The sequence below is a fragment of the Qipengyuania nanhaisediminis genome (assembly GCF_045862805.1).
GTDB classification, from domain to species: Bacteria; Pseudomonadota; Alphaproteobacteria; order Sphingomonadales; family Sphingomonadaceae; genus Erythrobacter; species Erythrobacter nanhaisediminis_A.
Genome location: NZ_AP025760.1, coordinates 60,369 through 73,203 on the forward strand (window position 1 = coordinate 60,369; position 12,835 = coordinate 73,203).

The following is a 12,835-nucleotide window of genomic DNA, read 5'->3' on the forward strand; positions in this document are numbered from 1 at the left end:
AATCAGGACCCTGGCAGGAGTTGACGGACCTTGTCCGACAGCCCCTGCCGTAGGTCCCTAGGCGCAGCCACAGCAGCGAGGCCAAAGGCGGCGATGCCTATCAGGGTTCCCAGAGCAAGCCGCGAGGAAAGCGTGGTCAGTTGCGGCTCCAGATAGAGTGCAGCGACCACACCCAGGATAGCGGGGACCTGTGAAAGCCAGAACTGGCAGCTGCCGTAACCCGACCTGGCGACGAAGAAGATCGTCTCGATTATCCGGCGCAGCAGAAATGCGCCCGCAACGCCGAGCAGACCATACCGACCTGCCGAGAACACCAGGACAATCACATAGGGAACGATCTCGCCGAGCTGGAAGCTCGCGACGAATCGGCCCTGATTTTGCGATTGCAGGAAAACCGCGATTGATTGGGCAATCGCCGTGAACAGAAAAGCGCACAAAAGCACCTTTCCGACTAGGATCGAGCGGTCGTCGAGGGCATCGCCCAGCCACAATTCTAGCAGCGGTTCGAAAACAAAGATCAGCCCGATGACGATCGGAAGGAAAAGTGCGGAAATGGTCACGGCGTAATGCGCGGCCGTTTTCCTCGCCTCGGCGCCTTGCGCGACGGACAGCCTCGGGAACACGACATTCATCAGCGATTGCGGCACCAGCTGGAGCCGGCTGACGATCTGGTAGGGGATCGTGTAGGCCGAAACCGCGGCTGCGCCCAGCGTGCTGCCGATGATCATGCGATCGATCGTGACCAGCACCGGGGCGGTGAACGAGGACGCCATGATCCAGAACCCGAACCCCAGCAGCTTGAGTGCGGTATCCATGCTGAAACGGGTCTTGTGGCCCCTGATCTGAGACAGCCAGATGTCGATGCCAGCCAGCAGGACACCGACCGCCCTGCCCAGCACGGTCGCCACCATCAAGGCCGGCATGCTCGCCTCGATGAGCAAGGCCGTGGCCAGGGCAAGCACCGGCAGGGACGCATTGCTCAAGGTCATGGCCGCGGTCGCGCTGGCAAAGCGTTCGCGCCCGGCAAGGACGCCATACATCACCTGAAGCAGGCTGGTGGCCAGCGTGGCCGCGCCGATCAACCCGATGCAATCGAGCAGCTCGGCGCGCAATGACTCCGAAACGTCGAAAAAGTGCGCGAAGAATACCCACGAGACGGCTGATGCGAGCACCGCCATGACCGTGCCGACGACGATCGCAGTGAGAATGGCGGTTGTCATCGTCTCGCGGATGCCCGGTTCATCGCGTCCGCCAAGGCGAGCCACCCGATAGGTCGCCGCCTTGCCCAGCCCCCAATCCGCCTGCCCGACATAGATCAGGATCAACCAGCAGATCGCCAGCGCGCCGTATCGCTCGACCCCGATGGCCGAAAGCAGCGCCGGGAGCGTCGCGATCGTGACAATGACGGGAATGATGCTCCCCGTGATCGAAATAGCGCTGTTGCGAGCGAGCATCGGAAATGGGCCGCTAGGGCTGGGGTCGCTCGGCCTGGCCCGGGGGATGCGGCACGGCATTGGCTGAGGGTCGGACCTGTGGCCGCATGGGCGGAGCCGGCATCCGCACACGCCTGTGCGCATGGGCACAACTCGCCGCGAGCCCAAGCGCCATCATGAACCAGATATTGGCCTCGGAAAAATAGGTTACCGTCATCGAGGCGAACAGCAGCACCGCGAGCATGAAATTGATCCCGATGAGCAGGTCGCGGTCGTGCCTTGCAAGAAACCGCGAGCGCTTGCCTATCGTTGCCATGATGACGACGAATGCCGCCAGCAGCGCCAACGGCGTGATAAGCCCGTCCCTGATACCGATGAAAAGGAAATGGGCATCGATCGCCGATGTCATCCAGTCAGCGCGCACATATTCGCTGAACCCGATCCCGAAAACCGGGTGCTTCTCGATCGACTGGAGCCCGTAATCCCATTGGAGGCGGCGGATATAGGCTGTGCTCGGATTGAGCGTGAACCGTCCGATCACGCCCACGACACCGCTTTCTAAAAGGAAATTCACCACGAGCCCGTAAGCGCCCGCAATCCCCAGCACGAAGTACCAGTTGAACGGCCTCATACTTGGCAGGATCTTGTCGAAGAAAATGAGGCCCAGCCCCATCGCGATGCCAACGATCGCCGCCGAGGAAACGGAGAAGAACGAGAGCGCGCAAGCCATCGCGCCTGCGACCAGCGGCCAGCCCCTGAGACCGCTCTTCAGATACACTGGCAGAAGCGATGCGAGGATTGTCCCGCCGAGGATTGGATAGGAGAAGGTGCTGTAGGCGCGCAGCAAGCCCAACCGCCGTTCGGTCAGGAGGTGGAGCGCGCCCTGGGCAACGCCGCCTTCGTAATTGACGGCTGCACCGAAGAGCGAGGCAAAGGTCGGCCGGACCAGGAGCCTGCCCGATACGCTTTCGAGAGCGAAGAAACCGCCTGCAAAGGCAAGGCCCGGGATCAGCAGGATCAGGAAGACCCGCACGTCGTTGAACGAGCGGATCGAGGTCCGCGCGATGAGGTAGGCCCCGAAAGTGTCGATGAAGATTGCTGCGGATCGGACGAACCCGTTCCCGAACCCGTCGCGATAGGTGAATGCGAGCATCGTCCATAGGCAGGATACCAGCACGAGAATATCGGCCAGGCCGAAAGTCGGCTGGTCGCGCACCCACCGGTTGACCGCCGGAATGGCGAGCAACAGGATTGCCGCGCGGAACGAGTAGATATTGAAGCCGGCGAAGTTCGCCTTCACCTCGATCGGCAGGAAAAGAAAGGAATAGGCGAGCGCAATCAGCGGCAGCACGGTGATCACCGATGCCCGCTGGCTGGGCCCGACATGCCACGGCCGCCGCATGGGCATTGGCGCGCGCGCATATCCTCCGGATGGTTGAACAGTCGCCATAGGGCCTCTTACCAGCAACTCCGCCTATTTCGAGACAATCTTGAGCAATTTGGCGCGGTGGCGCGTTTCGAGCGCAGCGGCAATCGCCGGGACCGATTTCAGCATGCGCAGGATCAGCCTCTTGGCCTCTTGTCCGAGGTGCCGCGTCGGAGCGCGGTCCTGCTCGACCAGGCATTCGATCAGATCGGCAGGCATCGGCCGCGCCTCGCGCTCCCCCTCGCTGATCGACGCGACCAGCCGGTCGAAACCGGAAAGGGCGCGTCCGATTGCCTCCTCGCGCACGGCCTCAAGGTCTTGTTTCCTCACTTCGCCGAGCGTGGCGGCGAGCTGCGACACATCGGTCACGACGCCAAAGTCGATGCCGGCGGCCAGCAGCGTCTGACGATGCTTGCCCGCGCTCTTTCCCTTGCCGCCATAGCCGGCAAAGGGCACTCCGAAGGAGACTGCGGTAACCAGCGCATGAAGCGAACTGGAGACCACGCCCCCCGACATTCCGATCAGCGCCGCCGTCGCATCGACATCAGCGTGACCTGGAAGCGGCAATTGCACGTTCTCTGGCGCCATGCCCCTGGCAATCAGGATCTGACGCGCCGATGCCAGCGTTTCGCGATCCCAGAGGAAATGACAGACCGGCAGCAGCAGGACCTTGAGGCCGGTTTGCGATGTGATCTGCAATATCTGCTCACACCATGGCTCGATCCCGTCAGCCAGGTATGGCGCCGATATATGGGCACAGACGTAGCCATTGGGCTCGAACGCTTGGGGCAGGACCGCTCTCGCCTTCTGTTCGAAGACCTCGCGATCGAGACAGTCTGACAAGGCGAACATGGGATCGGCTTCGACCGGAAATTTCTGCCCGAGCCGATCGGAGGTCACTGCGTCGCGCACGCTGACCTTGTTCGCATATTCGAGGCCTTTGGCAATCAGAGGCTGCGGTGCGAGATTGATCGTCGGCATGCCGACGCTGTGAACGAAGAAGAGCGTCTCGCCCCGTGACGCGGCAAGTGTGGGCGCAAGCCACATACGGGCAAACGCGCTCAAGCTCGATGCCGGGAAATTGTAGGTGCCCGAACTGTGGCCGAGCGACAGCGTCTCGCCGCCGCACTGGATCAGCACGTCGACATCGAACGACGCATCTTCCAACCGGGCGGGCAGTGGCCTGACAGGGCCGTAATCCGCAAGCGGCGAACGCTCGGCTGCGCGCGGGGAAAAATACCGGAACTCGCAATCGGGCAGCCGCTGTGCCAGCAGCCTTCGATAGACAACCGGGAACATGCAGTCGCCGAAATTGGCGACCTCGAAGGTGCCGACCAGGCCGATCCTTATCTGTCTTTGGGAATGAGGCTGGCTCAACTTGGGCATCGTCCATGATTGGGAAAGCGATTGCAGCGCTCGTCCGACGCCCATCGTGCAGCCGCGCTACCACAACAGCCGGTCATCTTCCAGCTTGGTCGAACCAGTATTTCTGTGTGTTGTCATCGGCTTCGGGAAGCCGCCCGAAAGGCAGGATATCAACGTCGCTCGCGACCACGCGGGCGGGATTTCCCGCGACGATCGAGCGCGCGGGAACATCTTCGAACACGACCGCGCTGGCGCCCACGATGCTGTTGTTGCCGATTGTGACCCCCGGCAAGATCACGGACCCTGCCCCGACGAAGCAATTGTCGCCGATCGTGACGGGGCGCACGGACCCTTCAGCGGTCCTCGACACCACCAATGTCTTGAACGCGACCAGCGTATCGGTCCCCACTCGGATCGAACCGGGCGCACCGCTGACGAAACGCGCCTTGAGCGAGAGGCTGACAGTATCGGCAAGGTGGATGCCGTGACGCAGCCGGAGCCATTTGCGGCGCAGGCCGGTAATCCGTAGACGCAGCGGTCGCAGAACGTTTAGGGACTTCAAAGGCATTTGCTTGGATCACCCGTACATGACCGACAGAATTGCGCCGGATGACAGCGTCATAGTGACTTCGACCCGCAGCGTTAAGAGGGCGCGCAGCCTGCGTCAGCGCCTTGATGCCCTCGTTCGCAAGCGTGTCTGGGGGATGGATATTCACCCCAGCGCCTGGATCGCGGCAAGCGCCTATATCGACCGCACCTGGCCGCGCGGCATCCATATCGGCGAAAACTGCGTGATCGACGAAGAAGCCTCGGTGCTCACGCATGACATGACGCGGGGCATCTATTTCGACACCAGGATCGGCAGCGACACGGTCATTGGCGTGCGTGCCATTATCATGCCGGGCATCACGATCGGAGCGGGATCGGTGATCGAACCGGGCGCGGTCGTCACCAGGGACTTGCCCGAAGGATCGCGCGTGCGCGGGAACCCGGCGCGGCAGGTCGAGGATGATTGACCAGCTGGCCGGTCACTGCGTGAGCAGCGGGCGCCACCAGTCTTCGCGATCGAGATACCAGCGCAGGGTTTGCCGCAAGCCCTCGTCGAAAGTGCGGCTGGCCGCATAGCCCAGTTCCTTGCGGGCCTTGGTCTCGTCGATCGCGTAACGGCGGTCGTGGCCGGCGCGGTCGGTGACGAAGGTCTTGAGCGTCTCGCTCTTGCGCCCCTTGGCGGCAGGCGCTTCGGGATAACGCTCGGCAAGGCCCTCGATCTCTTCGAAGGCCCGGTCGACCTCACGGCAGATCGCATCGATCACTTCCATGTTGGGAAGTTCCGCGCCTCCGCCGATATTGTAGGTTTCGCCCGGCTGGCCCTTGGCAAGGCATGCCTCGATCCCGCAGCAATGGTCCTCGACATGGAGCCAGTCGCGCACGTTCATCCCGTCGCCATAGATCGGCAGCGGCTTGCCCGACAGCGCGTTCAGGAAGAACAACGGGATGAGCTTTTCGGGATATTGGTAGGGCCCGTAATTGTTCGAGCAATTGGTCGTCGTCGCCTCGAGGCCGAACGTGTGGTGATAAGCGCGCACCAGGTGATCGGAGGATGCCTTCGATGCCGAATAGGGGGAATTTGGGGCATAGGCGGTCGTCTCGCTGAAGGCAGGATCGTCCATGCCGAGCGACCCGAACACCTCGTCGGTCGAGATGTGGTGGAACCGGTGATCGCGCCCGTCGCCATCGAGCCAGACCGCACGCGCCGCCTTGAGCAGGCTGTTCGTGCCGAGGATATTGGTGTCGATGAACGCATCGGGCCCGGTGATCGAGCGGTCGACATGGCTTTCGGCGGCAAAGTGCACGATGGTGTCGATCGCGTGGCTGCGGAGCAAGTCCTCGACAAGTTGGGTGTCGCGGATATCGCCCACGACGAGTTCGCAATTCGCCGCTCCATCAAGGGTGGAACGGTTGCCCGCATAGGTGAGCGCGTCGAGCACGACCACATCATCGCCGGGATGGCACTCACCCCAGTAATGGACGAAATTGCCACCGATGAAGCCGGCGCCGCCGGTGACGAGCATGTTAGCCAAGGGCCTTTTCCTCTTTGAGCATCGTGCGCAGGTTCGTGCGCCAATGGATCGGGTCATCGCCAAGCAGGCGCCGCGTCGCGCTGCAATCGAGCAGCGAGAACGCCGGTCGGCGTGCGGGCGTGGGATAATCGCTGGTCGCGATCGGACGGATCGTCGGCATGTTCGACAACATGCCGAGCGCATGTGCTTCTTCTGCGATGGCCACGGCGAAATCGTACCAGCTGGCCGTGCCCGCATCGCTGTGATGAAAGGTGCCTCGCGCCTGGCTTTCGACCAGCCCCCATATCACTCGTGCGAGCCCGGTGGCCCAGGTCGGCGCACCGATCTGGTCGGCCACAACGCCAAGTTCGTCGCGTTCGCCCATCAGGCGGAGCATGGTGCGCACGAAATTCGCCCCGCCTGCCTCGTAGACCCAGGCCGTGCGGACGAGGATGTCCCCATCTCGAACGTGGTCCTCGCCCTCGGCCTTGGTCCGGCCATATGCCGATATCGGCGCGCGCTCATCCTCGGGTCGATAGGCGCGCGGCGAGGAGCCATCGAATACGAAATCGGTCGAGACATGGACGAGCTTCGCATCGCTCTGCGCCATGACCGCGACGGCATCGGCGTTGATCGACCGGGCGAGATTCTCGTCGCTTTCCGCCTTGTCGACCGCAGTATAGGCGGCGGCATTGATGATGAGCTCAGGCGCAGCCCCGTCGATGAAGGCGGCGAGCGCCTCGCGGTCGGTCAGATCGACATCGGCGATATCGATCGCGGTGATGTCCGCCCACGACGGCGCGGTCTTTTGCAGCGCACCGCCCAATTGCCCGCCAGCTCCGGTGATCAGGACCTTCATGAAAAAGCCGGCACGTCAGCAAGCGCCAGGCCGACAGCGTCCTTTTCCGAGACGATCGGGTCGCAGCCCGTATCCGGCCAGGTGATGCCGACCGTCGGGTCATCCCAGGCCAGTGTGTGCTCGTCCTGCGGCGCATAGGGCGCGGTGCACTTGTAGAGGAAATCGGTGTCATCGCTCAGGGTCAGGAAACCGTGCGCGAAACCTTCTGGCACCCAGAACATGCGCTTGTTTTCTGCCGTCAGTTCGACACCCACCCATTGCCCGAAAGTGGCCGAGGAGCGGCGCAGATCGACCGCGACATCGTAAACCGCACCACGCGCGACGCGCACGAGCTTGCCCTGAGCGCCGGGGTTCTGAAAATGCAGCCCCCGCAAGACACCCCTTTGCGAATGGCTGTGATTGTCCTGCACGAAGCCCATGTCCAGCCCGGCCTCGGCAAAGGCGGCCTGGTTCCAGGTTTCCATGAAGAACCCGCGATCATCGCCAAATACGCGCGGTTCGATGATCAACGGGCCGGCAATGGCGGTCTTCGTGATCTTCACGAGAGCACCGGTCTTTCGAGCAATTGCAGGAGATATTCGCCATAGCCCGACTTTCTGAGCGGTTCGGCGATCTCGGCGAGCCTGTCGTCGTCGATGAAACCCTGTCGCCATGCGATTTCTTCGGGACATGCGATCTTGAGGCCCTGGCGCTCTTCGGTGATGCGGACATAGGTCGCCGCATCGAGCAGCGAAGCCTGCGTCCCGGTATCGAGCCACGCGAAGCCGCGGCCCATGATTTCCACCGACATCGCCCGTTCGTCGAGATAGAGCCGGTTGAGGTCGGTGATCTCGAGTTCGCCTCGCCCCGAAGGCTTGAGATCGCGCGCACGGTCGACGACGGTTTCGTCGTAGAAATAGAGGCCGGTGACCGCGTAATTGGATTTAGGCTCGCGCGGTTTTTCCTCGATCGAAACGGCTTTGCCCTCGTCGTCGAATTCGACCACTCCGAACGCCTGCGGGTCAGTGACCCGGTAGGCGAATACGGTAGATCCCGACTTTCGCGCATCGGCACTGCGCAGCAGTTCGGGCAGGCCATGGCCATAGAAGATGTTGTCGCCCAGGATCAGCGCGCTCGGCCCGCCCCGGACGAAATCAGCCCCGATATGAAAGGCCTGTGCCAGGCCTTCGGGCCTGGGCTGGACGGCATAGGAAAGCGCGACACCGAAATCGGACCCATCGCCCAGCACGCGCTGGAACTGCGCGGAATCTTCAGGCGTGGTGATGATTAGGATGTCCTTGATCCCGGCCAGCATCAGGGTGCTGAGAGGGTAGTAGATCATCGGCTTGTCGAAGATCGGCATCAATTGTTTCGAGACACCGCGGGTAAGCGGATACAGCCGCGTGCCTGAGCCCCCCGCCAGGATGATGCCTTTGCGTGTCGTGTTCACTATTGTCCCGTCTTTCAAGCATGCTGGAAGCCGCAGGCCCACCGCATTGCAGTGGGCCAATAGGTGGTCAACACTTAATCTGGCCGTGCTCAAAGCATCAGGCACCATGCTGGCCAAAGCAGCGCAATTGTTGCATGCGGCCAGATATGCGCGGCGAGGGGTCGCGTATCCACGCGCCAGGGCTCGAATGGACCAGACTTCGATCAACGGTTTCCTTGCATCCACGCTGCGCCGGCTGCGGGCAGGCGACCGAGCACCCTGGCCTGAGCAGAACGATGCGAGCTGGCAGGATGTCTGGGCGCGCATCGAATATCACGGGATCGTGATGCTGCTTCACAGCCACGCTCAGGCATTAACCGGCTGGCCACCTCGATTGCTCGAACGCATCGCAGAGGAAGCGCGGCTGATCGGGCTATGGGAAAGCACGCACCGGGCACTGATCGCCGAGGCGGTCGAGGCCCTGGCGCAAGCAGGCATCGCAAGTGTGATGATGAAAGGCACGGCGCTCGCCTATGCCTTTCACGCCGACCCGGCCGACCGGCGGCGCGGCGACAGCGATCTCCTCATCCGCCCCGAAGATGCCGACAAGGCGCGCACGACCCTAGCCGCTTTGGGCTGGCACCGGCGAGACGACCCCCATGGGTTGAATTACCAGGAAGGCTGGCTGCATCCGGCGGCCGGCTTCTTCGAGCACGCGATCGACCTGCACTGGCAACCCTCAGACCGGCCGGTCCTCCGCTCGCGATTGCCGCAGTCAGATTTCTTCGTTCATCGCGTCGCCTTGCCCCGGCTTTCGCCAAACGCCTCGAGGCCCGCGACCTCGACCATGCTCCTGCACGCCGCGATCAACCAGAAATGGCATCGCGAGCACGGCTATTTCGCGGAAAGCGGCCGCGTGACCGGGGCGCGCCGCCTGATCTGGTCGGTCGATTTCGACCTTCTTGCTGCTGCGATGAACAGCGATGACTGGGAGACCCTTGCCGCGCGTTGCGAGAAGCGCCGCTGCGCCGCCCTGGTGGCAGAGGCGCTCGACGGGGCCACACGCGACCTCGGAACGAGCGTGCCACCCGACGTCGCCCGCCGCCTCGCTTGCGAACCGCTCGACCGCGATCTCGCGATCCTCTTCGGGAGCCGTGACCCGGTGAGCCAGTTCCTGCTCGATCTGCGCACGGCAGATTGGGGCGAACGCCTGCGGCTGGTGCGCTATCGCGGCCTGCCTCCGCGCAAGCACCTGCTCACGCGCTATCCGCAGGCGCGAAATTGGCCGACCGCCCTCCTCCAGATCAGATGGCTGGCCGATAGCGCGCGGCGTGCCCTGCGCAAGGCGGCGGCGCAATGAGCCTGAAATTCTGGATCGAATGGGCGCTGAAATTCAAGCGTCACCTCTTGCTGATCGCAGCGCTCACACTCCTGAGCTCGGCGGCAACGCTCGCTTTGCCCTGGCTCGCAGCACAATTGCTGGGGGGAGTCCTGGCAGGCAGCTCCGGGCAGTCGGTCTCGCTCGATCTCACGCAGGTCCTCGTGGCGCTCGTCGTTATCCTGGTCCTGATGACGCTGCTCAATATCGCTGCGGCGGTTCTGTCCGAAAGTTCATCGACCCGCATCCTCACCGAGCTGCGCAAGCGCATCTACGCCCATGTCCAGATGATGCCGATCGCCTTTCACGATGACGCGAGGCGCGGAGACATTCTCGCCCTCACTTCCTACGAGGTCGGCAATCTCAGCGATTTCCTCGCCGCATCGCTCGCCAATGCGCCCGCCCAGATCGTCACTGCCTTGGGCGCGGTTGCGGTGTTGTTCCTGATCGATCCGGCGATGGCCCTCATCGTCCCGCTGCTGGTTCCGGCGTTTTATGTTCTGGCAAAAGTCGCCGGGCGGCGGCTGCGCGAGGTGTCGCAGAAAGTGCGCGGCGCCGAAGCCGAACTGATCGCGATAACCGAGCGCGACCTGGCCATGCTGCCCGCCATCAAATCTTTCGCAGTCGAAGCCGAGCATCGCAAAAATTTCGCCGCCGCGGCCGAAAAATCGCGGAAACTCGCACTGGGACAGGCGAGGCTGAACGCGTTTATCGGTCCGGTCATGGCGCTTTTCGCCGCTGTGGCCGCGATTGGCGTCCTGCTTGTGGCGCACGACCAGCTGTCGGGCGAAGGCAGGCCTGTGAGCGAGCTTTTCGCCTTCCTGCTCTATGCCGCGCTCTTGACCCGGCCGGTTGCTGGCTTGGCCAACATCTACGGCATCTACCAGATGGCGCGCGGAACGCTGGCCCGGTTAGAAGGCGTGCTGTCGCTGGAGCCGGAGCCCGGCTATGATGAAGGCGACACGATCGGCCGAGCCGATGGCGGCATCGCGTTCGAACAGGTCGAGTTCGGCTATCCCGGACGCGCCCCGGTGTTCAGGGACCTCAACCTTGAAATCGCCCCGGGCGAGATCGTGGCTCTGACGGGGGAAAACGGGGTGGGCAAGTCGACCCTGGTCCGCCTTCTCCTGCGCTATTATCGCCCCGATCGAGGCACTATCAGGCTTGATGGCCGCGATATCGAGGCGCTCCAGATCCAGTCATTGCGCCGCCAGTTCGGCTATGTTCCGCAGCGCGCGCTGCTGTTCAACGGCACGGTGAGCGCAAACATCGCCTTCGGGAAAGCGGACGCCTGCCCACAGGCCATCGCAAAGGCGGCGCGCCTCGCCCAGGCCGAGGATTTCATCGCCTCGCTTCCGGACGGGTTGGATACCGAAATCGGCGATAACGGCGTGCGCCTGTCCGGCGGCCAGCGCCAGCGCATCGCTCTTGCCCGCGCGCTGTTTTGCGATCCTCCGATCCTGATCCTCGACGAAGCCACGAGCATGTTCGACCTCGAAAGCGAGGCGGCATTTGTCGAAGACTGTGTCGAATCGCTGGAGGGGCGCACCGTGATGATCATCACCCATCGCCCGGCCAGCCTTGCCCTCGCCGATCGCGTGCTCAAGGTCGGGCCCGGCGGAGTGCGTGAAATCGCGAGCGACGCCCGCTAGTTCTCCAATCGGGTCACGAGGCCCTGCGCGCCCATCTGGGTTGCGAGATCGAGCAGGTCTGCCTCGATCCGCTCGCGCGGGGCGTCGAATTCGCCGGCCAGATCATCTGCAAGGCTGGCGATCGTTTGCGGTTCGTCACCAAGCAATTCCCAGACGCGCGCGCCGACCTGGTCGAGCCCGAAATACTGCCCGCCTTCCAGATCAAGCAGGACCAGTTCGCCCCCGACTTCGCGGGAGACGACATCGTCGGATCTTTTCAGCTTGTCTTGTGCCTGCATTGTTCGCCATCCGCTGTTTGCGCGCCGTCCCCAAACTTTACCGCGTCCGGTAATTTTCGAGGATCGCGTCCATGACGCGCGGCAGTTCGGCGTAATCGCGGGTGTAGTCAAGGGCGTAGCAGCCGATCTCCTGCGCAAGGTCCGCCATCCGCGTGAAATGTCCCCGCAGCCGCGCCTTGTCCTCGACATCGAGGATAAACGCATGGGGCATCAGCGCGCCGAGCGCTTCCTGCAGGCTGAAGCGCATGATCGAAAGAGGCGCGTTGTGGTCGCTGCCGAGCACGTAGATCTGCCGCAAGGCTACAGGGGCGCTGGCGAAGGGGAATTCGTCGCCGGCCTCGATGTCCTGCTTGCGATCTTCATCGCGGATTTTCGTGTCGGGCCCCATCAGGTGGCGGGCGCTGTCCGAAAAGAGCCGCAGTTTCGAACGCTTCGGCTGAAGCCAATAGGTGCCCTCCTCACAATCGAGGTCGATAACGTCCTCGGTCATGAAGGCATGGCCGGCCCGCGCAAAGGCGCCGGCGAGCGTGGTCTTGCCGCCGCGCGAGAGGCCGAGAAACGCTATCGCCCCTTCGCCGCCTTCGATCCGCACCGCGCTGCCATGAAGGAACAGCCCGCCCGTGTGATTACCCAGAAGCGGCTCGATAGCGTTGTGATAGAGGTTGGCCAGCTGGTCGGACTCGCAACCGGGCACGGGCCATCCCGTCACCTCGTGCGCATCGCCGTTCGCGCCCGGCTGCACGGAAAAGTCGACCTGGCCGGGAAAGCGCAAGAGGTATCGGTCATCGACGCGGTAAAATTCCGCCATGCAGGTGCCGTTCGGTGCCACCCACCTGTCGTAAGGCGATTGACCGAGCGCCTCTTGCGGGCGTGGAGATTTGGCTTCCCAGTCCATCAGGCTCGCCTCTCAGGCGCGTCGATCTCGTTGGTCAATCCAGACTTGCGCGTTCAGCTCGCTTTGCCAAGCACCTAGGCC

13 protein-coding genes are annotated in these 12,835 nt (G+C 63.1%); 3 read left to right on the forward strand and 10 right to left on the reverse strand.

The features are described from left to right. Nucleotides 1-2: 2 nt before the first annotated feature. From ACKTSM_RS00320 to ACKTSM_RS00335, 4 genes are all read right to left on the reverse strand, one after another. Nucleotides 3-1,454, reverse strand: coding sequence for an oligosaccharide flippase family protein (locus tag ACKTSM_RS00320; protein WP_407875159.1), 1,452 nt, complete (start codon nucleotides 1,452-1,454; stop codon nucleotides 3-5). Nucleotides 1,455-1,467: 13 nt separating this feature from the next. Continuing rightward, a complete protein-coding gene (locus ACKTSM_RS00325) occupies nucleotides 1,468-2,841 on the reverse strand; it encodes an O-antigen ligase family protein (protein WP_407875160.1) in 1,374 nt (457 codons plus the stop codon). 66 nt (nucleotides 2,842-2,907) lie between these two features. Further along, complete coding sequence (locus ACKTSM_RS00330; protein WP_407875161.1) at nucleotides 2,908-4,236, reverse strand: polysaccharide pyruvyl transferase family protein; 1,329 nt, start codon at nucleotides 4,234-4,236, stop codon at nucleotides 2,908-2,910. A gap of 82 nt (nucleotides 4,237-4,318) precedes the next feature. Further along, the gene (locus ACKTSM_RS00335) at nucleotides 4,319-4,786 is read right to left on the reverse strand and encodes a DapH/DapD/GlmU-related protein (RefSeq protein ID WP_407875162.1); all 468 of its coding nucleotides are present in this window, start codon (nucleotides 4,784-4,786) and stop codon (nucleotides 4,319-4,321) included. Nucleotides 4,787-4,811: 25 nt separating this feature from the next. Between ACKTSM_RS00335 and ACKTSM_RS00340 the strand changes: the two genes are divergently transcribed. After that, entirely contained in the window at nucleotides 4,812-5,240 is a 429-nt protein-coding gene (locus ACKTSM_RS00340) for an acyltransferase (RefSeq protein ID WP_407875163.1), read from the forward strand. Nucleotides 5,241-5,252: 12 nt separating this feature from the next. Here the strand turns inward: ACKTSM_RS00340 and rfbB are convergent, their stop codons facing one another. Genes rfbB through rfbA form a run of 4 tightly spaced genes read right to left on the reverse strand, consistent with a single transcriptional unit; the run spans nucleotide 5,253 to nucleotide 8,572 of the window. Beyond that, nucleotides 5,253-6,305 carry a dTDP-glucose 4,6-dehydratase gene (rfbB, locus tag ACKTSM_RS00345; RefSeq protein WP_407875164.1) on the reverse strand — a complete coding sequence of 351 codons (1,053 nt, stop codon included), beginning with the start codon at nucleotides 6,303-6,305 and terminating at the stop codon, nucleotides 5,253-5,255. Then, nucleotides 6,298-7,143, reverse strand: coding sequence for a dTDP-4-dehydrorhamnose reductase (gene rfbD / locus ACKTSM_RS00350; RefSeq protein WP_407875165.1), 846 nt, complete (start codon nucleotides 7,141-7,143; stop codon nucleotides 6,298-6,300). The genes rfbB and rfbD overlap by 8 nt, the downstream gene beginning before the upstream one ends. After that, nucleotides 7,140-7,685, reverse strand: coding sequence for a dTDP-4-dehydrorhamnose 3,5-epimerase (gene rfbC / locus ACKTSM_RS00355; protein ID WP_407875166.1), 546 nt, complete (start codon nucleotides 7,683-7,685; stop codon nucleotides 7,140-7,142). The genes rfbD and rfbC overlap by 4 nt, the downstream gene beginning before the upstream one ends. Beyond that, a complete protein-coding gene (gene rfbA, locus ACKTSM_RS00360; RefSeq protein WP_407875167.1) occupies nucleotides 7,682-8,572 on the reverse strand; it encodes a glucose-1-phosphate thymidylyltransferase RfbA in 891 nt (296 codons plus the stop codon). The genes rfbC and rfbA overlap by 4 nt, the downstream gene beginning before the upstream one ends. A gap of 187 nt (nucleotides 8,573-8,759) precedes the next feature. Here rfbA and ACKTSM_RS00365 point away from each other — a divergent pair, with 187 nt between their 5' ends. Beyond that, the gene (locus ACKTSM_RS00365; RefSeq protein WP_407875168.1) at nucleotides 8,760-9,911 is read left to right on the forward strand and encodes a nucleotidyltransferase family protein; all 1,152 of its coding nucleotides are present in this window, start codon (nucleotides 8,760-8,762) and stop codon (nucleotides 9,909-9,911) included. Next, nucleotides 9,908-11,581 carry an ABC transporter ATP-binding protein gene (locus ACKTSM_RS00370; RefSeq protein ID WP_407875169.1) on the forward strand — a complete coding sequence of 558 codons (1,674 nt, stop codon included), beginning with the start codon at nucleotides 9,908-9,910 and terminating at the stop codon, nucleotides 11,579-11,581. The genes ACKTSM_RS00365 and ACKTSM_RS00370 overlap by 4 nt, the downstream gene beginning before the upstream one ends. Here the strand turns inward: ACKTSM_RS00370 and ACKTSM_RS00375 are convergent. Together ACKTSM_RS00375 and ACKTSM_RS00380 are read right to left on the reverse strand one after the other, a co-directional pair. Continuing rightward, nucleotides 11,578-11,859: a PqqD family protein gene (locus tag ACKTSM_RS00375; RefSeq protein WP_407875170.1), complete on the reverse strand. Its 282-nt coding sequence runs from the start codon at nucleotides 11,857-11,859 to the stop codon at nucleotides 11,578-11,580. The genes ACKTSM_RS00370 and ACKTSM_RS00375 overlap by 4 nt on opposite strands. A 37-nt stretch (nucleotides 11,860-11,896) precedes the next feature. After that, entirely contained in the window at nucleotides 11,897-12,667 is a 771-nt protein-coding gene (locus ACKTSM_RS00380) for a hypothetical protein (RefSeq protein WP_407875171.1), read from the reverse strand. Nucleotides 12,668-12,835 lie beyond the last annotated feature (168 nt).

Coding starts and splice junctions, on each gene's coding strand:
- ACKTSM_RS00375 (WP_407875170.1), bottom strand. CDS start 11,859: ATGCAGGCACAAGACAAGCTGAAAAGATCCGACGATGTCGTCTCCCGC.
- rfbD (WP_407875165.1), bottom strand. CDS start 7,143: ATGAAGGTCCTGATCACCGGAGCTGGCGGGCAATTGGGCGGTGCGCTG.
- ACKTSM_RS00320 (WP_407875159.1), bottom strand. CDS start 1,454: ATGCTCGCTCGCAACAGCGCTATTTCGATCACGGGGAGCATCATTCCC.
- ACKTSM_RS00325 (WP_407875160.1), bottom strand. CDS start 2,841: ATGCCCATGCGGCGGCCGTGGCATGTCGGGCCCAGCCAGCGGGCATCG.
- ACKTSM_RS00370 (WP_407875169.1), top strand. CDS start 9,908: ATGAGCCTGAAATTCTGGATCGAATGGGCGCTGAAATTCAAGCGTCAC.
- ACKTSM_RS00380 (WP_407875171.1), bottom strand. CDS start 12,667: ATGGCGGAATTTTACCGCGTCGATGACCGATACCTCTTGCGCTTTCCC.
- ACKTSM_RS00365 (WP_407875168.1), top strand. CDS start 8,760: ATGGACCAGACTTCGATCAACGGTTTCCTTGCATCCACGCTGCGCCGG.
- ACKTSM_RS00340 (WP_407875163.1), top strand. CDS start 4,812: ATGACCGACAGAATTGCGCCGGATGACAGCGTCATAGTGACTTCGACC.